The sequence below is a fragment of the Paenibacillus sp. VT-400 genome (assembly GCF_001029205.1).
Classification (GTDB): domain Bacteria; phylum Bacillota; class Bacilli; order Paenibacillales; family Paenibacillaceae; genus Paenibacillus; species Paenibacillus amylolyticus.
This window is the reverse complement of the sequence record NZ_LELF01000059.1, coordinates 154062-176061: the sequence shown is the minus strand read 5'-3', so window position 1 is coordinate 176061 and position 22000 is coordinate 154062. Positions and strand designations below refer to the sequence as shown.

Below are 22000 nucleotides of genomic sequence, written 5' to 3'. Positions count from 1 at the left end.
TAAGAGTACATTATAAGTTCAATTACAATAAAATAAGATTTTACAGGCCTACAGCTTGATATGCTTTGGTAATAGCAGTAGCTTCAGCGGAAGTTGCTCCGTACAGATCTTTGGCTGCTTGAATGGTAGCTGTTTTGGCAGCGGCAAATTTGGACGTTGGTGTCAGGTAGTTCACCAGTGTGCTGTAGAAAATCTGGATCGCTTTATCCCGACCGATTCCGGTAACAGTCACACCATTATGTGTTCCGCCTTGAGCAGCAAGGAAATAGGCTTTATTGATGATACCACTGTTGATATGGACACCGCCATTGTCCTGTGAGCCTGTGTAGCGATCGCTGTATTTGTCAGGTTGACCATACAATGTAGGGTTGGAGAGGGAGCGCAGCGCATCTCCTGGAGTGTTAGGTGTGTAGATATCATCACCGAGCAGCCAGTTTTTGCTTTGGATCGTATTACCGAAAATATCGGCAAAGGCTTCATTGAGTGCACCTGGTTCATTGCGATATTCCAGATTGGCTGTATATTCAATAACACCATGCGTCAATTCATGACCCACAACATCCAGATCACCAGACAGGGATCGGAACATCGTTCCATCTCCGTCACCAAAGACAATCTGTGCCCCGTTCCAGAAGGCGTTATTGTAATTGGAGCCGTAGTGCACGGTTGATCTGATCAACAATCCGTTACCATTAATACCGTTACGGTTGAATTTGTTTTTGTAGAAATCATACGTAGCAGCAGCATGAGCATGAGCATCTACACCTGCACGATCGGTCCAAACATTATCCGAATCCGTGAGCAAGCTACCAGGCAGTGAGGAGCCATTGTTCGCCGTGTACGTTTGGATGCCATTGCCTCGAGTGGTGTCTTTCAGTTGGAAGGTGCTGCCGGATTGGGTGGTTGTCAGGGTTTTGGTATCTCCAAGCACACCTGTACCTGTTCCAGTGGCAAAGTTAATGAGGTCAAACTGGGATACGATACTGCCATCCACTGCGTTAATGAAATATTTGGTCCGTAGAGGGGCAGGTTCCAGTACGTTTACTTCCGTAATGTAAACCAGATACGTCTGTCCATCTTCTTCATGATGATAGATGTTCAATTCAGCTTGAGGTGTGATTTCCGCGGCACCAAGCTCTCCAATCCGGGAGGTTGCTTCTTCGGTTGCAATACGGATCGCGTCTTCTCCGCTGATCTCGGCTACACCATCATTCGGAATGGCCTGCTCTTCAATCGGTGGAAGATCGCCAAGTGCGGAGCTCACGGCTCCGGTTTTGTCCAGGTGGACCGTCTGTTCTGCACCATAAACCGGGATACCTTTAATATACTGTTTCAGGCGGAAGTGTCTTACGCCAGATGTATCTGTGTTTCTTTTGACAATTTTGAGCTGGGATTTCACATCGGAATTCAGAAATTGTTCCTGCTGTCCAAGATAATTAAAGATAGTGTCATCTGTTCCACTGTTCAATGGAATACCCTCCTCAGAAGCATAAGGGGCCTGAAGTGGAATGGATTGATCAGACACTGGAGCTGCAGTAGCAGAGGACACGGAAGCGAGCAAAAGAGCTCCTCCAAGAATTGTTGGCATAACTTTGGCAAATTTCATAGTAAACTCTCCCATTCTTAAACTTATTTTTGGTTGGAAAATGTTCATGCCAGTCTCGGTTGGAATTCCGTCTGCAACTTGGGCAGCGCGGAGCGTGGGGCTAGACCTGAAGCGTGGAATGAGACAAGAAACGATTGGAACAAAATCGGCTTGGCCTTAGCTCGGGAAGTGTTAAGCACGACACCAAACAAAAAGGATAACCGTTTATTCAGTTCAACCCGAAGGTTTAATCGTCTATTGTGTTCCTCTTTCAGAAAGCCGGGGGTTGTCCAATTGCGCAGGTAGAAGATACGTTCACGGAAAACTGGGGTGTTCAATCCGGGTTTGCGTAAATGACAAAGGCAGTGTGTTCTGAACGGCATCACTCCTCTCAAGAGTAGAATGTATCTGCTTAACAAGTTCTGTGAATGAGGTCATAATCTAATCAACCTAAGGTCAATAAATTGATTTAAAAAATATATGGGAACTTATGTTCACCACAAGGTTATTTTTGTAAATAAAACTGCTTGGAACGTATATTATCACAATGTAAAACTTTGGAAAAGATACAATTTTAGATTTTTGTTAAATTTGTGTCTGAAGTAGGGGAGAGGTAGCGTTTTTCACATATTTTGACGTATTTTGTCTAAAAGCAAGGCCTGTACCCTCGTGTTCACAGGGAGAACCTGCTTAGTGCAAGGACAAACGCCGTTTCCACTGCTCCACGAATACATAGAATAACGTGTACTCCCTTGGCATGCCGATGATCGAATGCGGGAGGTGAAACTGTTGCGCAAAACCCGTACCACAGCACGTTATGCAACCCGAACCAATGTGACACGAAGAAAAACAGTGCTGAAGAAACGAAGATGGAAGTCTGGACACAAAAAGGGTACAAAGGCCTATACGTTCGTTATTCCATCCAAACAGCTGATGTCACAGGCTAAGGATGGAGTAGAGAATGGAGCGGAAAATGGCATGAGTGATGCTCCTTCACACAGGGGGGGTTCTCAGCGACCGATGCTCTCGGTTATTATCCCTGCTATGAATGAGGAGAAAAGGATTGGTGCAGTTGTCCGTGAAGCGCTGCGGATATGCCGCGATGCTGAAGTGCTTGTCATTGTGAATGGTTCTACAGACGGTACGGCTAACGCAGCCAAACGGGCTGGAGCACGAGTGCTCACGTATCCCGAAGCACTGGGGCATGATGGAGGACGAAAAGTAGGCGCAGCGGAGGCGCGTGGTCAGGTATTGTTATTTACTGATGCAGATATCGCAATTCCCGCAGAGCATCTTGCACCTTACGTGAAGGCTGTGCTGAAGGGAACGGATGTGGCGCTTAACGACTACCATGGGCCGGTCACTCATCATCCCGTTCATCCCGTAGTGGAGGCCAAGCACATGTTGAACAGCATACTCGCAAGATCCGATCTCCGGGGGGCATCCATGACAGCTATTCCACATGCAATAAGCCGAAAAGGACTTGAGGTCATGGGGATATCCTCACTGGAAGTTCCGCCACTCGCACAAGCGAAGGCAGTGATCGGCGGACTTCGGGTACGCGCTGTTCATCACGTACCTGTGGGTAGAATGAATGCAGTACGAATCAAGAAGCGAAGCGGACCTGATCCGCTAAGTCAAGTGGTACTGAATGATCATATGGCAGCAATCAAGTGGATTACGGATACGCTCGGTCCCCGCGGAGGTTATACCGATCTGCAACGTGTTCGCAACCTGGCGAGGTAAGCATGTCGCATCGGATGATGCAGCATGCTGGAGGTGAGGAAATGAAGGGACGTTCAGGGGTTGTCCGCCGCAGGCGGACAACAAGTAGACCAACGACAGCAGGAAGAACAGTAATGAACAAGCGTCATAGGAACAAGAAACATGTAGATATTCAAAAAAAAAGAAGAAGCCGAGCAAAGTCTGGCCCAGTAAATCTGCACTTGATGTGGAAAGTGGGGCAAGTTGCAGGAAGCGAGGCAAAGGCAAACAACACAGTATCAGAAGAACATGCACGTCTCGTATGGAATGCACACGCGGCAAACGTTGCGGAGCTAAGCAACTTCGAGCTAGCTCTGAAGGCAGGTAAGGCATTTATGCAGGGTTATGCTCAGGCCTCGGGGCATTCATTCCAGATCGTGCCGCTACCTCTTCGTCATTCGGCTGCTGCTGTTGTCTGTGCCTGTAATGAGGAACACACACTGGGGCAGGTGTTATTGCAACTAAAGCGGTTGCCTCTGACGGATATTATTGTGGTACTGAATGGAACGACAGATGACAGTTTGAAGCAGGTACTAAGGCAGCCGGGACTTACAGTAATCTATGAACCGGATCGGGCAGGACATGATGTGGGCCGGGCACTTGGAGCCAAGATGACGGATGCGGAGACGGTACTTTTTGTGGATGGAGATATGGTCGTCTCGGCTGAACAGCTTGCACCCTTTCTGTTCGAGGTTGATCGGGGACAGGATGTGGCGTTGAATAATCTGACGTCTTTGCTGCCTGCGTTTGCAGGCCAGGATGAGGTAAGCCGGATCAAAGCATATCTGAACCGGACATTAGGCAGGGCAGATCTTGGTTCCAATTCCATGACAGCCGTGCCTCATGCATTGTCTCGTCGTATGATTCAGACCGTGAAGCCAGCATCACTGGCCGTTCCACCTAAGGCACAAAGTCTAGCTATTCAGCATGGAATGAACGTCTCGGCACCAAGTCAGGTGGATGTTATTCGTTCCAATCGGTTGCGTCCTGGTAACACGGGAAGTGGGAATGATGTCGCCAAATTGATCATCGGAGATCATCTGGAGGCACTGGCTACATTGCTGGGTACAGGTTGGAATCCAGCCCAGGCACATACACTCTCCCGTGTAGAAGTCGCTTACAGGAGGAACGCCTAATGACACTGACGAGTATGATTATCCCAACTTACAATGGGCTGGATCTGATCAGGCCCTGCATCGATGCCATACGTCAATACTCGGGCGATCCTGCGTCATATGAAATTATCGTGGTAGATAACGGTTCGACGGATGGAACGGCTGAATATTGTGCGCTGGAGCGAATTCGATTTGTAAGGTTCCCGGACAATCGGGGGTTTCCGGCAGCGTGTAACGCTGGACTTCGTGCAGCTTGCGGGGATGAGTTGTTGCTGTTGAACAATGATGTTACGGTCACGCCCCGTTGGCTGGAGAACCTGCGAACGGCTCTGTACAGTGACGCAAGTATTGGGATCACGGGTCCTGTTACGAATTATGCAAGCGGCATCCAGCAGATTAAACTGCAGTTTCGGGACATGGAACATTTTCAGGAGTTGGCCAATTCCAATAATGTTGCGGATTCTTCAAGGTGGAGGGAAGTACGCCGGATCGTCGGTCTGTGCATGCTGATGAAACGAGATGTGGTGGAATCGGTTGGACTGCTTGACGAGGCATATTCTCCGGGACACTATGAGGATGACGATTATTGTTATAGAGCAAGATTGCAGGGATACCGCCTGCTGGTATGTGGAGATGTTCTCGTGCATCATCAGGGAAGTGCCAGCTTCCAGAAGACAGATCCGGTAGCGTGGAAACAGCTGCTTGAGCGTAATCGTTCGATTTTTATGAACAAATGGCATGTCGATCCGCTTGAATATATGGACATATCCGATGAAGGAGGGAACGTGGAATGAAAGGTGTAATTCTTGCCGGCGGAACAGGAACTAGACTGTATCCGCTGACCCGGCTCATTAACAAACATCTGCTTCCAGTCGGTAAACATCCGATGATTATGTATGGCATCGACAGGCTCCGCCAGGCAGGCATTGATGAACTATTGATAGTGATCAACAAACATTCCGCCGGGTTATATACAGAGTATCTTGGTGGCGGAGCAGATCATGGGGTCAAGTTGACTTATCGCATTCAGGAAAAGGCAGGCGGGATTGCGGAAGCATTGGATCTGGCAACTTCTTTTATTCTTCCTGGCGAAAAATTCGTTGTGCTTCTCGGAGATAATCTCTTCAGCGATGATCTGAAGCCTTATGTGGACCGTTACATGCAGCAACCTGCTGGTACAGCGCGAGTTCTGCTCAAAGAGGTGGATGATGCACGACGTTACGGGGTGCCTGTTTTTGATCCAAAGCATCCTGAGCGAATCTCGTACATTGAGGAGAAGCCAAGCCAGCCGAAAACCTCTTATTGTGTGACGGGCATATACATGTATGACGATCATGTATTTAACCTGATTCGCAATATTGCGCCGTCTGCGCGCGGAGAACTTGAAATTACGGATGTGAATAATCACTACGCGTCTGCTGGCGGACTGGAATACGACATTTTGCAGAAATACTGGAGTGATGCAGGTACATTTGAATCGCTCCAGGAAGCAGCTGTCCGTATGAAAGGACAATTGCCCTAAAATATATGCGACTGATGCTGCCGCTGTGCGGTGCCCCATGGGAGCAGAACACTCTGCGCCGGAGCCGGAAGGATGCTCCGGCGCTTTGCGCAGCGACAATCCTCGTGCATGCCAAAGGAGGGAATGGCGTGAGAGTAGTGATACGCACCGGGGCCGCTAGGGCCTCCGTGTCGGGTAAGCCCCGGGGCATCCACCCGGCCGTATTTATGGGCAGTGGCACTCCGGCAGCAGCAGGTACAGGGTCTGCTGGAGTCAAAGGTGTGAAGTCAGGGAAACGGAGTACCCCGACCAAAGCGGGTACATCTGCCGGCGCATCGCATAAGGCTGCTGCAAGGAAAGCCAGCAGCACAGGCAGTGTTGTTGGCAGAGCAGGCAAAGCTGGCTCTGCGGGCGCGAGCAGAGCGGCAAGAGCCAGCCGCACCGGCAAAGGCAAAGCCGGCCTGCGCCAGGCCACTGCTGGGCGCAGGCCGGCATCAGCGCGGGGCCGGCGTGCCGCTGCCCGCGCCAAGCAGCGCACGGCGATGCGCCGTGCGCCCATGCCAGCACCGCAAGCCAGCACGCCACAGGCGATGCCTGCCAGCGGTGCTGGCCCCGCCCCGCGCCAGGCGACACACCCGAAGGGTGTCGCCCCCGCGGGGCGGGGAGGCGCTGCCGGCGCGAAGGGCTTGCCGCCTCCGCCCGCGGAGCACGCAGTGCAGGCGGAGGCCGTGCCCGGCGGCTACGCCGAGGGCTACCGCGACGGCGTATTCGCCGGCGGGGAGGCGCTGGTGGCGCAGCACATCCCGCCGGATCACATTCTGCCTGCCGTGGCGGCGGCAGATCTGATCGCGGCGGGATTCCGCCAATACGCGCCCAGCCTGGCCCGGCTGTCCAGCCCGCATGAGATGGCTGGACACATCACGGCGGCGCTGGATGCGCAGCGCCCCTTGTCTGTCGTTCGCCTCGGAGATGGCGAACTGCTCACGCTGGCAGCCGATACGGTGCTGCCAGGCCACGAAGTGCAGGAGCTGGCACCGTTTCTGCCCTATGCAGGGGTGCCCTGCTCAACCCCCGACATCCGCGCGATGCTTGCGGAAGCCATACAGGCCGCCGACTGGGTTGGCGTGCCGATCTCGCGGGCGCCGACATTCCAGGGGCTGTTATTCCCGGTATTGCGCCACTTCGGGATTGACTGGTCTCGGCTGAAATTGACCAGTTCCACGATCAATTACAGTCTGCATCAGTCCGGCTTGGTGTTGCCCTTGCTGCAAGGACGGCGGGTTCTGCTCATAGGCAGCCAGGCACCAGAGCTTGCGGCACTGCTGCATAACCGGGGGATTCATGTCACAGGCATCATTGGTTCTGTGGCGGGAGTCATGGACATTCCGAGGGTGATGCAGCAAACCGCAGAACATGCTTTTGATATCGCGTTGGTGGCGGCGGGAATTCCGGCGGTCATTCTGTGTCGGCGAATTGCAGGTGAACTCGGCAAGGTCGCTCTGGATTTTGGACATTTGGCTGACAAACTGGTAACAGGAGAGCTTCAACTCTAGTGGACCGTCCGGGGGCTGGTCATGTGCGTGTTAGCCTCACGGACAAGTGGAAATGGAGGGAGCAACATGAGCACACCCGATCAACAGCGCGGGGAAAAACGTCATAGCCGCAGCAACAAGGTTAAGGCTCGAAACGTCGTCCGTCGAAAGGGTCACAGTCATCACAACATCATTCCAAATATCAGCACTCACAGTGACAACAGCCGCAGTGAAAACAACCGGAATGGCAGCAGAAGCAGCGAAAAAAAAGCGGCCCGCCGTGCCACACAGCACGATGTCTCGCGATCTGACATGGCAGTCCTGCATGCAACAGGTCGCCGCTCAATGCAGAAATCCAGACGTAAAGGCAAAAGCAGGCGCACACCCAAAGGTGCCAGGCTCTACAAACAGGGGTATACCAGAGGATACAACGAAGGTGTCCGCCAGGGACAGAGCTCGTTTGGTCTTGTATTTGAAGGAGTTAGCATCATTATCCCCACGTACAATCAGCGGGAGTATGTGCTGAAATGTGTGTCCAGTATCGAGAAACATACCCCTGCCCCCTTCGAAATCATTGTCGTGGATAATGCCTCCAAGGATGGAACTGCCGAGGCCATGCTCCGCAAAGGCGGTATGGTGAGGGTGGCTGCCCTGGATAAGAACCGGGGGTTTGCCGGAGGTGTCAATCATGGGCTGATGATGGCGAGAGGACGACATATCATCGTGCTGAACAACGATACGCTCGTTACTCCGGGCTGGCTGGATAACATGATGACTTGTCTTGCCAGTGATCCGAAGATTGGTGTGGTGGGTCCGGTGACCAACTATATTGGCGGGGATCAGCAGATTGAGGTTCCGTACCGTGAGGTAGAAGAGATGTGGTCTTTTGCCGCCACACATAATTGTCCGGATGCAGACAAACATCGAATAACCGATCGCTTGGTCGGATTCTGCTGGCTGTTCTCACGGGAGCTGCTGGAACGGGTAGGTTATCTGGACGAAGGGTACGCGGTGGGTAATTTTGAAGATGACGATTGGATCATCCGGGTGAAGCTGGCAGGATACCAGCTTGCGGTAGCCGGGGATGCTTTTATCCACCACTTCGGAAGTGTCAGTATGAAAGCCTTGGGTGAGCAAGACTTTGCTGTAGTGAATAAGGATAACGAGCAGTTTTATAGCCAAAAGTGGGGAGATCCCCATGCGCTGGTTGCCGAAACTTCCCGCTTGGCTAGACAACAAACCTCTGGTACCCCATCCGGTCAACAAGAGGAGGGTGATACAAACCCAATGGATCCGCGTCAGCGAATCTCAACGCAGGGCAGCCAAGATCCAGCATTACAGTTCAGACACAGTTATGACTTCTACCCGGAAGGTTCGTTCCTATCCGATGCCAAAGGAGATGTCTATACTTTAACTGGCGGTCGGCGGCGGAAGCTGAATATCCCTGTACCGCGTGGAATATCACCTGTTCAGGTTGCCAAACCGGACCTGCTCGCCATTCCTGCCGGAGAAGCACTGATATCAGCGGGGGACGTGCAAGGATGGCCGAGGGAATCACAACAGGTGCATACGACAGCGGTTCATGGTTCTCACCATGGATGGGCAGAAGGAAGTATTGTTGCCGCAGTGGATGCACCCGAGATTCGATATCAGATCAGCGGAGACAAGCGGAGACGATTTGTATCGGTCTATGCGGCAGAACGTTGGGGTGTACATTCTGGGCATATTATCAGCGTGTCTGCGGACCAACTGAATGCGATGGAAGAAGGCTGGCCCATTATCGCCCCACCTCAGCTCTTGAACCCCGATCTGTAATGTCAGGCGATCTGTTTATGCGAATCAGTAGCATGATGCGGAATGGAAAATGTAGCGGTACCCTGTGTAATCGCTCTGATTCATTCCGCATCCGAATATTACATATGAGTTGGTAGCTATATAAGTTGAACTAAAGATTATTTATACTGACACTACGATGACAGAATAACCTTCCAATCGCTGTTATCCCCAGATTTTTTCGATTCCCCTTTCTCAAGGGAAAATCCGGGGATAAAGGCGAACGCTTCGCTTTTTCAGGTTTTTTCTGTCCTCTCCGTTATCGTATAAATGATTAGTTCAACTTATATAGACCACTTAAAGTATAGCAATTGAGGGAGGATGCACGGTGAAGAATTCTATAGTTAACCAAGCCGAACAGATTGCCAGTGATTTTTTGCTGGAAAAGGTAACCTGCTCACATCATATCGTGGGTAAAGGTTTTGTTAATCAGGTCTGCCTGGTGGAAACGGCAAGTCATAAAGTGATTGTACGGATGAATAATCCAGATACATATCCCACCTTTTTGAAAGAAAAATGGTGCATCGAACGAGCAACAAGTGCCGGTATTCCTGGGCCACAGACATTATCCATTGGGGTCAATGCTGAACATGCCTATATGATTCAAACGGTTGTGGAAGGGGATAACGGATTGGATACGACAGTGCCCACGTTTGTGATCTGGAGGAAACTTGGTGAGTATACTCAACGTTTGCAATCCATCCCCGTTACAGGTTTCGGAAGGGATCTGCACAATTCTGTACAGGATCGCTTCTACTCTCCCCCTCATGCAGGATCAGATGGCAGCTGGCAAGGATATGTGCAATACAATATCAATAGTCTCACGGAGCAAGATCCATTGATCGAGCTTGGTGTCATTACGATGAAGGAATCACAGCTCGTAAGGCAATGGTTCGAACAATTGAAATTGCAAAAGTTCCGCTTTGGTTTATGTCATGGCGATCTCTCCTTGAAGAATACAATCGTAAGTTCAACGGGTGAGATTACCCTTCTGGACTGGGGGAGTGCGGAGGTCACCGTGGTGCCGTATGGCGATATCATTCAACTCATGCAATGCCAGCTACGGGGTGAGGGTCCTGACAAGGAAGAATTGAAAGCGTTTTTAGAAGGATATGGGACAGGCACACAAGAACAAGAGCGCGAACTGAATCAAGCGAGCCATGTGTTGTTATTGAAAGCTTTTGATACCCTGAGGTGGGCTATAGATCGAAGTCCGGATCAGATCGAGTTCTACACTGATCTAGCAAAACAAGCTTTTAACCAGGTTAGGAGAGGCCAATAGCGATTCATTCCTGTAAAATAAGCCATCTTTCAAATTTATAATTTAATCTTTCTATTTGGTTATAGGTTTATTCTATTAGCAGATCCATTGACGCCTGAAGGGTGCAGGAGTACATTTATAGCCATAATTCTTATTTAACAGATGGGAATTGAGGGTCTAGGGCGTTCATATTCAACCGCCCAGATCTTGATCTTAAAACTAATCAGGAGGTATGTCGATGTCATCATCAACCAAAAAAGTCGTGCTGTGGAGCAAAACAGGCTGTCATTTCTGCGGGGAAGTGAAAGCATTTCTGACAGAGCGAAACCAGCCTTTTGAGAACATTGAAGTGCAGGGCAATGACGTGCTGCGTGATGTGCTTGAAGCAAAATATGGCATTCGGCATGTACCCGTTATTGAAGTGGGAGGGGACGGCAAGTTTGAAGCCTTGCTGGAACCTGATCTGGAGAAGCTGGCGGAACTTCTGGCACGAGCGGACGAAGCGGCAGCAGTCTAACGGGAGTGGATATATACCTTTGGAGCAAGCCGTTCCGGTTGCTGCATGATGCAAGATCGCATTTGTACAGCAGCCGGAACGTTCAATAAGTTATAGCTCTCTTGGGATGTAAATGGTCTTATTTACATCTTCAATGTTCATATAGAAAAAATCTATTAGTCACGCTGTTGACCCTTTTACGGGGCAGTGATAAGATTTGTGAAATTAAAACAAACCAAACTCATAGGAATAGTTAACTTTTAAGTTATTTCGCATACGTAATCAGTTCAGTTGGCCCTTGATCATTCTTTTGAAGATTCTAATCCAAGGAAGGCGGAGTGCATATGACAGCGAAACGCAGTTTGAAATTTGGAGCCATTATTCATGGGGTTGGAGGAAGCAACACCACATGGAGACACCCGGAGGTTCTGTCGGATGCCAGCGTTAACTTTGGATTCTACAAACGTCAGGCACTGAAAGCGGAGGAAGGCAAGTTCGATCTGGTCTTTATCGCAGACGGTCTGTATATTACCGAGAAATCCATTCCGCATTTCCTCAATCGCTTCGAACCAATCAGTATCCTCTCCGCTTTGGCTGCCGTTACTTCACATATTGGACTGGTAGGCACCCTCTCGACATCCTATAGTGATCCGTTCACCGTAGCCAGACAGTTCGGTTCCCTCGATCAGATCAGTGATGGCCGTGCAGGCTGGAACGTCGTGACTTCTCCGCTGGAAGGTACAGCGAAGAACTATAGCAAGAGCAGTCACCCTTCGCATCCAGAACGTTATCGCATTGCCGCGGAATATTTACAGGTAACCAAAGGGTTGTGGGACTCTTGGGAAGATGATGCCTTTGTGAGAGACAAAGAGAGCGGTGTCTTCTTCGATCCATCCAAGCTGCACACGCTTAATCATGAAGGAGAGTTTTTCTCCGTACAAGGTCCGCTCAATATTGCCCGTTCACGGCAAGGACAGCCGGTGATTTTCCAGGCAGGTTCATCGGAAGATGGCAAAACGCTGGCGGCGCAAGAAGCGGATGCTGTCTTTACCGGACACGATACGATTGAAGATGCACAGGCATTTTATAAGGATGTGAAAACACGGGCGGCTTCCTATGGACGTTCTTCACAGGATATTGTTATTCTGCCAGGCATCAATCCTATTGTTGGACGGACGGAAGAGGAAGCTGAACAGAAATATCAGGAGATCGCAAGTCTGGTTACCATTGATAAAGCGCTGGATTACCTTGGACGTTTCTTCGAACACCATGATTTCTCCCAATATCCGCTGGATGAACCGTTCCCGGAGCTGAATGGCATTGGAAGCAACAGTTTCCGCAGTGGAACCGACAAGATCAAGAAGGATGCCAAAGAGCAGGGATTGACCTTGCGTGAAGTGGCTCTGCGGGCAGCAACACCGCGTAGCAAATTCCTGGGCACACCGGAGCAGGTTGCTGACAAGATTCAGGAATGGTTCGAGACGGAAGCAGCGGATGGCTTCATTATTGCTTCGGAACTGCCGAGTGGATTGTCTGATTTTGTGGAACTGGTTGTTCCGATTCTGCAAGAACGCGGTCTGTATCGTACGGACTATGAACACGATACATTGCGAGGTAACCTTGGGGTACAGATTCCGGTTAACCGTTATACGGCTGCGAAGAAGCAAGTTGTATCTGATTTGGCATAACGGATAGGGAGCGAACGAGCATTTGATTTTGTCTGTTGTGTTCTCCAAACGGTATTAAAGTAATCACTACGTTTCGTACTATCTTAAAACCGACTTAACTCATAGGATATATAGAGTATTGGTATAAACATCAATTTAATGACACCTGTATACACAGAGGGGGAAGCGATATGAACAGGTCTATCTCATGGATGAAATATATGGCATTGGCAGCAGTATTGGTGATGGTATTATCCGGTTGCGGAGCGGCGGGAGGCAGCACGAACAGTACGGCACAGGCATCAGGCGGGGGGCAGGCCGGGCAAGCCGAAGGAGGCAACATGACTTTTGCACTTGCAACTTCACCCGATACGCTGGACCCTCATCGCAGTGGGCTTGCCGTAACGGTGCGTGCCATCCGGACGATCTACGACAATCTGGTTGTGCAGCTGCCTGATGGTTCCATCAAACCGTGGCTTGCCACGGAATGGAGCGTATCCGAGGACGGCAAGAGTTATACGTTCAAGCTGCGTGAAGGTGTGAAGTTCCATGATGGTACACCGTTTAATGCGGAAGCCGTGAAATACAATCTGGACCGGGTGATTGATCCGGCCACCAAAGCTGCCAATTCTCTGGCCCTGATTAGACCGTATAGCTCCTCCGAAGTCATTGATGAATCTACCATCAAGGTAAATCTGGAAGCACCATCACAAGCCTTTCTTGGCAACTTGAGCCAGGCACTTCTGGGGATCGTATCCCCTACAGCTGCCCAAAAATATGGTGACCAGCTAGGTAAAAATCCGGTGGGCACAGGTCCGTATACCTTTGTGAAATGGGATGAAAATGCGGATATCGTCGTTGCCAAAAACAAGGATTACAACTGGGGACCTGAGACGGTTGAAAATAAAGCCGCGCCCCATGTGGATACGATCACATTCAAGATTGTACCGGAAGAAGCAACGCGTATCGGAAGTGTACAGAGTAGTCAGGTACTCGCTGCCGAGACGGTTCCACCGCAGAATATCGCTGCATTAAAAAACGATCCGAACCAGCAATTGTTGCAGGCCAATACGGTTGGGTTGCCATACACACTCTTTTTCAATCTGCGCAAAGCGCCTTGGGATGATGTGAAAGTAAGGCAGGCGGTACAATCCGCTGTAGATGTGGAATCGATTGTCAAAACATTGTATCTGGGCAACTACGAACGTGCATGGTCCGCACTGTCTCCTGGAATCCTGGGTTATGATGCATCGCTGGAAGGTAGCATTAACCCGGACATCAACAAAGCCAATCAACTGCTCGATGAACAAGGCTGGGTGAAAGGCGCTGACGGTATTCGTGCCAAAGACGGCCAGAAACTGATCCTGCGTTATGTCGATGGTTCGCCCAATCGGGAGAAACGCAATGACATTGCCGCCATTATCCAGCAACAGTTGAAACAGGTTGGCATTGCTGTTGAAGTCGAGATTACAAAAGACGTAGCAACGGTCATCTATCAGAACTGGGATTATGATCTCTATGGCAACAGTCAGGTCAATTCTGATCCTAATGCCTTGTACGCTTTCTATCATACGAGTGCAGAGGGCGAGCGCCCGACATTGTCCGGTTTGTCTGATCCAAAGATCGATGAATTGCTGGAGCAGGGAGCGGTCGAGACGGATCCTGATAAACGTGTTCAGATCTACAATCAAATCCAGCAATACCTGATTGAGCAAGCGGTAATTCTGCCGATCTATGTATTCCCGTATACCGTCGCTGCATCCAAAAAGGTCGAAGGCATCAAGTTTGATTCACTGGGGTATCCACTCTTTAACGACGTCCGCATTCAGCCCTAACAGAGGTTGTTCAAAAAGTCCACTTTTGATTACGAGTCATGCCTAATGGCATGATCAGCATCGAATATGAAATTCAGCCGAAATAAGCGGGGGGCTTACGAAGGATGTTTCCTTCGGAAACATTTCAGTTGCTCACGTAGTTTCCTACGCTCCGCTACTCCATTTCTAGCTTCATTCCATCTTCTCGGTACTGAAAACTGATCTTTTTGAACACGTACTATAGGAACGACCAATCCAGATTCAGGAAGGAGATATCCCGGTATGGTTCAAACGATACTGTCACGACTCGCAACATCGCTTCTGGTTATTTTCGGAGCTTCGGTGCTGGTGTACTGCATCATGTATCTTCTGCCGGGTGATCCGGTTCTGCTCATGCTGGACCCGTCCTCGGCTACCCCGGAGATGATCGAGAATCTGCGGGTTCAGCTTGGACTGGATCAGCCGTTTTACATCCAGTTTGCGAACTATTTCGGTGATATGCTGCGTGGGGATTTCGGTAAATCAATGATCAATTCCGATCCAGTTCTGCCAAAAATACTGGAACATTTTCCAGCCACACTGGCTTTGACCGCACTCAGCTCAATCATTGCCATCACGATTGGAATTACACTCGGTGTATTGTCTGCAATTCATCGCAATGGCGTGATTGATTTCGTTGCCCGGCTCGTTGGACTGTTTGGTATCTCCATGCCAACCTTTTGGACGGGGATTCTTCTCATCCTGTTATTTTCGGTACAGCTTGGCTGGTTCCCGGCGATGGGTTCCGACGGATTCAGCTCACTGGTTCTTCCGGCAGCTACGCTGGGGCTCGTGGGTGCAGGATTTATCGTACGGATGGTGAGGAACAGCATGCTGGAAGTCATCAATGAACCGTTTATCGTGGCATTACGGGCTAAAGGACTTTCGGAGCGTGCCATCATGTATGGCCATGCGCTGCGTAATGCCCTGATCCCTGCCGTAACGGTAATCGGCATGCTGATCGGTGATCTGCTTGCGGGAACCGTTGTGGTGGAGACCGTCTTCTCCAGACAGGGGATCGGCCGAATTATTGCGGATGCGCTAATGGCCAAGGATCTGCCAGTGGTGCAAGGGGGTATTTTCTTTACATCCATTATCTATGTGGTCTTGAATTTGCTGGTGGACATCTCGTATTCGTACATTGATCCCCGGGTTCGGCGTGCAGTCCGAACATGATGACAGCCGGAACAGTCAGAAGTGTCCTGACGCGGAGTATGGAAGGAGGAGTTGTTGCTCATGAGCATGAAACCTTTGGTTGGTGACAAAAAAGCATGGGCGGGCAGTGTAGGACGTATCCGTCTGTGGAATCGCCGCCCTTGGCGTTATCGCGTCTCATTCGCGGTATCCCGATTATTCTTTTATGCAGCATTGCTGGTGGTGGTGTTTACCGTGGCATGTGCGATTGTACCGGGCTGGATTGCGCCCTATGATCCAACTCAGATGATGACGGATGCCATTCTGCAGGCTCCTTCTGCTGCGCATCTGTTCGGGACGGACTATTTTGGCAGGGATATCTTCAGTGTAGTTGTGCATGGAAGCAGGGATTCGCTGCTCATTGGTTTTGCTTCCGTTCTTGTGGGCGGTATTGTCGGTAGTGCTCTTGGTATTATCTCAGGTTATGCCGGAGGAATTGTTGATACCATCACGATGCGGGCAGTCGATATTCTGATGGCTGTACCCGGCGTGCTCCTTGCATTGTCTGTTGCAGCTGCTCTCGGGCCAGGACTGATGAACATTGCACTAGCTGTTGCGGTTTCCTCCATTCCGGGCTACGCACGGGTGATGCGTGGGCAGGTCATATCAGTTAAAGGTCTGCCTTTCATTACAGCGACACGTTCACTGGGCGGTTCCAATGCACGTATTTTCTGGAAACATGTACTGCCACATTCGTTGTCACCCTTGCTGGTCATGGCTACGCTTGGTGTAGGGACATCAATTCTTACGGGTTCCGGACTCAGTTTTCTGGGACTTGGGGTGTTGAAGGAAATACCGGATTGGGGCGCATTGCTCTCACAAGGTAGAGGTTATCTGACGGTTGCCTGGTGGATATGTACGTTCCCGGGTCTGGCGATCACGTTGTTTGTACTGGCGGTTAATCTGATTGGAGACGATATTCGCGATCGGCTGGACCCCAAAGTAAAAGGAGCGGCTTGACCGCTATTCCAAAATATAAGAATTTATAAGTTTCACCCTATCCATTTTTATATTTCACTGCGAAACGGTAGCTGTGCCACCAGAGGACGGCGACAGCCGTTTACGCTTGAGGAGGAGATATTCATGTCACATGTTGTCATTATTGCAGGATCACCTTCCAAACGTTCGCGTTTGACAGGTCTGACGGATTACAGCAGCCAAAAATTAACGGAGGCAGGCATCACTGTTGAAGTCATTCATGTTGTGGACCTGCCCGCTGAGGATCTGGTGCAAGCCCGGTTTGACAGCTCATTCATTCGTGATGCACTTGCTGTCGTGGAAGCGGCGGATGCAGTTATTGTGGCTACACCGGTATACAAGGCATCGTACTCGGGAGTGCTCAAGCTGTTCCTGGATCTGATTCCGCAAGAAGGGTTGCGGGGCAAGTTGACACTTCCGCTCGTTATCGGTGGCTCTATAGCTCATCTGCTCGCCATTGATTATGCATTGAAGCCTGTTCTGGCAGCCCTTGGTGGAAGACATATCTTGGGTGGCGTGTATGCTGTGGATCAGGGAATTGAGCGATTGGATGATGGAAAATTTGTACTCTCGGCAGATGTGACTACACGTTTGGATCGCTCGCTGGATGAATTGATATTGACACTGGAAAAGGATGGGATTACGATATCATAAAACCAAGTAAGTGTATTGGATAAATCAATATAAGATCAAACGTCTGCGGACGTGGATACGGAGGCGCTCATGAATATCGAGAATATTGAAGCATTTGTATATATCAATCATTATGGAAGCTTCAATAAGGCTGCCGAAGTACTCTTCTTGTCCCAACCTTCGGTCACAGCTCGCATTCAGTCACTGGAAAGGGAGCTGGGCTGCAAGTTGTTTGATCGGCTTGGCAAACAAATTGTGCTGACAGATGAAGGTCGGAAATTCCTGCCATATGCGCAGCAAGTGCTGCAAGTGATTCAGAAGGGCAAGCAGAAGATTCAGCAACGGCGATCAACACCGGATGCTCTTCGACTTGGTAGTACAGTATCGGTATCCAACTATGTCATTCCCGATTTTTTACCCAAGATCAAGGAAGCTTACCCCGAAATTAATATCAAATTGACGACCGCAACGACGGATCAGCTGATTGCCAAACTGCTTGGTCAGGAGATCGATCTTGCTTTTGTGCGCAAGGTCATGCATCCTGCGATCCGTACGGTTGCTTTTTATGAAGATCCGATTCAGCTCTATGTGTACAAAGGGCATCCATTCATTGAGAGCGGGCATGTCAGCATGGAAGCTATCCGGAATGAGCAACTGGTCTTTTTTGAATGTGGTTCACTGGACTGGCTTCGCATTCACCGGGCTTTCGACTCGCTGGAACATCCGCCGAATATTACATATCATGTCGATAATTCGGAGACGGCGAAGAAACTGGTTATGCAAGGGGCAGGCATTGCCTTTCTCCCAGGACTTACGGTGAAGAAGGAAGTGCAGAATCAGGAGCTGTTCCCCATTCAGGTACATGAGGTAGCAGGTGTATCGTTGCAGATCAGCGTCGTTACTTTAAAGGAAGAATATTCGCCATTGGCAGAGCCCTTCGGGGAACTGCTGCGGCAACTATAGATTGTTTGTAAGATTCAAGAACAGCGGTTCAGCACAATCAAGGAGGAGAAGGATATGAGTATTCGTGTTGGCATTTTGGATCAGACTCCCATCTATGAAGGGGAAACGGCGGTGGATGCTTTTCGCCATACGATTGAGCTGGCACAGCGGGCAGAGCAGCTTGGATTCCATCGATTCTGGGTGTCGGAGCATCATGATTCAGGGCATGTTGCAGGTTCCTCCCCGGAAGTACTCATCTCCCACTTGCTTGCGTATACAAAGCGGATTCGGCTGGGGTCTGGCGGAGTAATGCTCCAGCATTACAGCCCATATAAAGTCGCCGAGAATTTCAATATCCTCGCAGCGCTTGGACCAGGAAGAGTTGACCTGGGAATCGGTCGTGCACCAGGCGGGTTACCACGTTCGACACAGGCGTTGCAGGAAGGTATTCAGGAAGCCTCATCTCTGAAAGAGAAAATTGTTCAAGTGAAACGATACATCCACAATGAGCCGCTTGAAGATCCATCACATCCACTTGCAGGTCTCAGCGCTTCGCCCTTGTCCGACATTCCAGCGGAGCTGTACGTGCTCGGAGCCAGTGTTGATAGTGCAGGCATGGCTGCGGAACTGGGACTTCCATATGTCTTTTCACTGTTCATTAACAGTAATATAGAGGTAGCACTTCAAGCGATCCGTGTATATCGTGAACAATTTGATCGTTCCCAGGGACGGGAGCCCTACGCTGCACTAGCCATATCGTTAATTGTGGCCGAGAGTGAGGAGGAAGCGGAAGGACTTGCGAGCGAGCATATGCTGGTGAAGATCCATCTGGAGAGTGGGAAAGTACTCACTGTCGGTTCTGTGGAACAGGCGGAAGAATTCGGACGTCAATCAAACGAAACCTATCGGATCGAGATTTTGGAGCCAAGTGTGACCCGGGGTACGAAGGAAAGCGTAGGTCAGGCGCTGCTGAAGTTCCAGCAGGAGTTTGCTGTGGAAGAGTTCATTGTGACTACAGCTACACGGGACTTTACCAAGCGAATTCGTTCATTCGAATTGTTGCGTGAGATTCTGGCAGAGCAGGGACTGAGTGAATTTGCACTGGAATCCAAGGAACAGGAAGCTGCAATCGGATAGAATTAGGCAGTTAATATAGCAGTGAATATATACGAATGGGAGGCCATGTGATGAAAAGTGATCTGGAACAGCCCAAGCAGCATTCTGAGCAACAAGTACAGGGCCCCGAGCATGAACTTCATGGTGAACGGGCGGAAGAATTCGCGGAACGTTTAATCACCATTCGGCGACATCTGCATCGTAACCCGGAATTGTCCGGCGAGGAAAAGGAGACGACAGCTGCCATTCGCAGTTGGCTGGAAGAGGAAGGTGTCCGTATTGCAGACGAATATGCGCTGCGGACAGGGCTTGTCGCTGAAGTGGGTCAAGGGGACGGTCCTGTTGTTGCCTTAAGAGCGGACATTGATGCGCTGCCCATTCAGGAAGAGACAAAGCTGGAATTTGCCTCCCAAGTAGATGGAAAGATGCACGCTTGCGGACATGACGCGCACACGGCAATTCTGATTGGTGCTGCACGATTACTGAAACAGCGCGAGTCCATTCTACCGGGAAAAGTACGGTTGATATTCCAGCCATCGGAGGAAAAAGCAACGGGTGCTCGGCAAGTGATCCAGAGCGGCGCATTATCCTATGTTCGGGCCTTATTTGGTTTGCATAACAAGCCTGATCTCCAGGTAGGTACGGTGGGCATTCGAGAAGGCGCATTGATGGCAGCAGCAGACGGTTTTGTTGTCAAAGTGGAAGGTGTAGGCACCCATGCAGCCGTGCCTGAAGCAGGCATTGATCCAATTGTGGTTGCCGCACATATTGTTACGGCATTACAGGCCATCGTAAGCCGCAATGTGGGAGCACAGGAGAGTGCTGTAATCAGTGTCACCAAGCTCCACAGTGGCACAGCCTGGAACGTTATTCCGGATGAAGCGATCCTTGATGGCACAGTGCGTACCTTTGATGAGAAAGTGCGTGCACGGATTCGCGAGCGTTTCAATCAGGTAGTCGCCGGTGTGGCCGCAGCCTATGGCACACGGGCTACGGTTCGCTGGATTCAGGGACCACCTGCCGTGGTCAACGACGAAGCTCTGGCATCTGCGGCGGAGCAAGTTTCAAGTGAGATTGGATTGAACAGTGTTAGACCGCTACCTTCTCCAGCAGGTGAGGACTTTTCCTTTTATCAAAAAGAAGTTCCCGGCCTGTTCCTCTTCCTGGGCACCTCTGGCCCGCATGAGTGGCATCACCCTGGCTTTGATGTGGATGAACGGGCTCTGTCGCTGGGAGCACATCTTCTGGCTGCACTGGCTGAGAAAGCACTGCACAATGTGCAAGCACATCAAGCGTGATGAGTACAGTGAATCACTGGATCATATCCAGATCGAAACGGTTCCGTTCGACGGCAACCGTTTTTCGTATTCCCTTTTTTAAGTAAGAGCGGGGTAGGAACGACGATTTGTTGAATCTTATCAGATGGTGTAATTATGGCTGGGGCTGGCGCAGAAGCGTCAGCTCTGTTTGCGTTTTCTTACAGGAGGTGCAGCTAAAGGTATTATGAAATTTTATTTTTTTAAATGGAAATATTTGTTGACGCTCCCCAAAAAGATGTGCTATATTTTTCTCGACCTTTAATCGTAATAATTACTATTAGATAAAAAGAAGAACAGGAGTAGTCGCTGCGATGAAACAGGAGATCGATTTTATCAAGTTCAGTCCCACTCAAAACATGACGATTCTGGTTAAAACGGATCATGCAGCCGAGAAATACAATCATATTGCAACTCGTCTAATGTCGTATGATAACGTTTACGCTGAACAAGTGGGATTCATTGAACCAACGAGGAGACCGGAAGCTGCTGCCCGTCTGGAAATGGCCGGAGGAGAGTTCTGTGGCAATGCCTGTATGGCACTTGCAGCACACCACGCATCTGAAGCAGGACTGGCACATCAGGAGTCTATGGACATCATGCTGGAGGTTTCCGGAACCGATCAATTGATCATGTGCCATGTGAAGAAGCAGCAGAACGAATATGACTGCCAGGTAACTATGCCGATACCAAAGCAGATCGAACAACGAACAATCCGATACGAAGGCATCGAACTCGATATGGTGATCATCCGGTACGCTGAGTTCATCCATATCGTGATCGAAGTCGATGACTTCAACGATACGATGAAGAAGAGGGCACAGACCCTTGCAAGGTTACTGGGACTAACCCTGGGAGATAAGCTGATCGGTATCTTGTTATATCAATCACACTTGGAAGAAATGGCCCCACTCATCTATGTTCCGGAGCTGGATAGCCTGATCTGGGAGAGAGGGTGTGGTTCGGGTACAGCCTCCGTGGGAGCCTATCTCGCATGGAGCCAGCAGAGAGGGATTACTCAGTACATCAAGCAGCCTGGTGGGGCGATCAAAGTGGCAGCCCAGTGGAATGGCGCAGAACTTGGGAGTATTACGATTGAGGGATCGGTTGGCATTGTGGCACAAGGCAAAGCCTTCATAGATGCTCCAGCAGAATGGAGCGCTGTAAACGCATGAGGTACATGATACATGATCGAGACAACGTGTAGGGGGAAA

At 50.1% G+C, this 22000-nt stretch carries 19 protein-coding genes; 17 read left to right on the top strand and 2 right to left on the bottom strand.

Annotated elements, in window-relative coordinates:
* Window positions 1-40 precede the first annotated feature (40 nt).
* Window positions 41-1606, bottom strand: coding sequence for a M4 family metallopeptidase (locus EL84_RS07670; RefSeq protein ID WP_047841259.1), 1566 nt, complete (start codon window positions 1604-1606; stop codon window positions 41-43).
* Window positions 1607-1650: 44 nt separating this feature from the next.
* Complete coding sequence (locus EL84_RS31680) at window positions 1651-1968, bottom strand: hypothetical protein (RefSeq protein ID WP_144029806.1); 318 nt, start codon at window positions 1966-1968, stop codon at window positions 1651-1653.
* A gap of 406 nt (window positions 1969-2374) precedes the next feature.
* Here EL84_RS31680 and EL84_RS07665 point away from each other — a divergent pair, with 406 nt between their 5' ends.
* The 17 genes from EL84_RS07665 (at window position 2375) to EL84_RS07585 (ending at window position 21961) form a co-directional block, all read left to right on the top strand.
* Window positions 2375-3331: a glycosyltransferase family 2 protein gene (locus EL84_RS07665; protein WP_053061417.1), complete on the top strand. Its 957-nt coding sequence runs from the start codon at window positions 2375-2377 to the stop codon at window positions 3329-3331.
* A gap of 41 nt (window positions 3332-3372) precedes the next feature.
* Entirely contained in the window at window positions 3373-4485 is a 1113-nt protein-coding gene (locus tag EL84_RS07660) for a glycosyltransferase family A protein (protein ID WP_161799410.1), read from the top strand.
* Complete coding sequence (locus EL84_RS07655; RefSeq protein ID WP_047841258.1) at window positions 4485-5258, top strand: glycosyltransferase family 2 protein; 774 nt, start codon at window positions 4485-4487, stop codon at window positions 5256-5258. Before EL84_RS07660 ends, EL84_RS07655 begins: the two co-directional genes overlap by 1 nt.
* Window positions 5255-5986 carry a sugar phosphate nucleotidyltransferase gene (locus tag EL84_RS07650; RefSeq protein WP_036605812.1) on the top strand — a complete coding sequence of 244 codons (732 nt, stop codon included), beginning with the start codon at window positions 5255-5257 and terminating at the stop codon, window positions 5984-5986. Before EL84_RS07655 ends, EL84_RS07650 begins: the two co-directional genes overlap by 4 nt.
* A 692-nt stretch (window positions 5987-6678) precedes the next feature.
* The gene (locus EL84_RS07645; protein ID WP_235431500.1) at window positions 6679-7518 is read left to right on the top strand and encodes a GT-D fold domain-containing glycosyltransferase; all 840 of its coding nucleotides are present in this window, start codon (window positions 6679-6681) and stop codon (window positions 7516-7518) included.
* A gap of 66 nt (window positions 7519-7584) precedes the next feature.
* Window positions 7585-9312, top strand: a complete 1728-nt coding sequence (locus EL84_RS07640) for a glycosyltransferase family 2 protein (RefSeq protein WP_053061416.1) — start codon at window positions 7585-7587, stop codon at window positions 9310-9312.
* A 346-nt stretch (window positions 9313-9658) separates the two neighbouring features.
* The gene (locus tag EL84_RS07635) at window positions 9659-10612 is read left to right on the top strand and encodes an aminoglycoside phosphotransferase family protein (RefSeq protein ID WP_047841257.1); all 954 of its coding nucleotides are present in this window, start codon (window positions 9659-9661) and stop codon (window positions 10610-10612) included.
* A 217-nt stretch (window positions 10613-10829) separates the two neighbouring features.
* Entirely contained in the window at window positions 10830-11108 is a 279-nt protein-coding gene (locus tag EL84_RS07630; RefSeq protein WP_036605813.1) for a glutaredoxin family protein, read from the top strand.
* Between the two features lie 323 nt (window positions 11109-11431).
* Window positions 11432-12775 carry an LLM class flavin-dependent oxidoreductase gene (locus tag EL84_RS07625; protein WP_047841256.1) on the top strand — a complete coding sequence of 448 codons (1344 nt, stop codon included), beginning with the start codon at window positions 11432-11434 and terminating at the stop codon, window positions 12773-12775.
* A 170-nt stretch (window positions 12776-12945) separates the two neighbouring features.
* On the top strand, window positions 12946-14589 hold the full coding sequence (locus EL84_RS07620; protein ID WP_047841255.1) for an ABC transporter substrate-binding protein: 1644 nt from the start codon (window positions 12946-12948) through the stop codon (window positions 14587-14589).
* 261 nt (window positions 14590-14850) lie between these two features.
* Window positions 14851-15783, top strand: a complete 933-nt coding sequence (locus tag EL84_RS07615; protein WP_047841254.1) for an ABC transporter permease — start codon at window positions 14851-14853, stop codon at window positions 15781-15783.
* A 60-nt stretch (window positions 15784-15843) separates the two neighbouring features.
* Window positions 15844-16761, top strand: coding sequence for an ABC transporter permease (locus EL84_RS07610; RefSeq protein WP_082218907.1), 918 nt, complete (start codon window positions 15844-15846; stop codon window positions 16759-16761).
* A gap of 123 nt (window positions 16762-16884) precedes the next feature.
* Complete coding sequence (gene ssuE / locus EL84_RS07605; RefSeq protein ID WP_036605818.1) at window positions 16885-17433, top strand: NADPH-dependent FMN reductase; 549 nt, start codon at window positions 16885-16887, stop codon at window positions 17431-17433.
* 69 nt (window positions 17434-17502) lie between these two features.
* The gene (locus EL84_RS07600) at window positions 17503-18375 is read left to right on the top strand and encodes a LysR family transcriptional regulator (protein WP_047841253.1); all 873 of its coding nucleotides are present in this window, start codon (window positions 17503-17505) and stop codon (window positions 18373-18375) included.
* Window positions 18376-18429: 54 nt separating this feature from the next.
* Window positions 18430-19491: an LLM class flavin-dependent oxidoreductase gene (locus EL84_RS07595; RefSeq protein ID WP_047841252.1), complete on the top strand. Its 1062-nt coding sequence runs from the start codon at window positions 18430-18432 to the stop codon at window positions 19489-19491.
* 50 nt (window positions 19492-19541) lie between these two features.
* Window positions 19542-20768 (top strand): amidohydrolase, encoded by a 1227-nt coding sequence (locus EL84_RS07590; RefSeq protein WP_235431499.1) that lies wholly within the window; start codon window positions 19542-19544, stop codon window positions 20766-20768.
* A gap of 332 nt (window positions 20769-21100) precedes the next feature.
* Window positions 21101-21961 (top strand): diaminopimelate epimerase, encoded by an 861-nt coding sequence (locus EL84_RS07585; protein ID WP_047841251.1) that lies wholly within the window; start codon window positions 21101-21103, stop codon window positions 21959-21961.
* The last annotated feature ends 39 nt before the right edge of the window (window positions 21962-22000 follow it).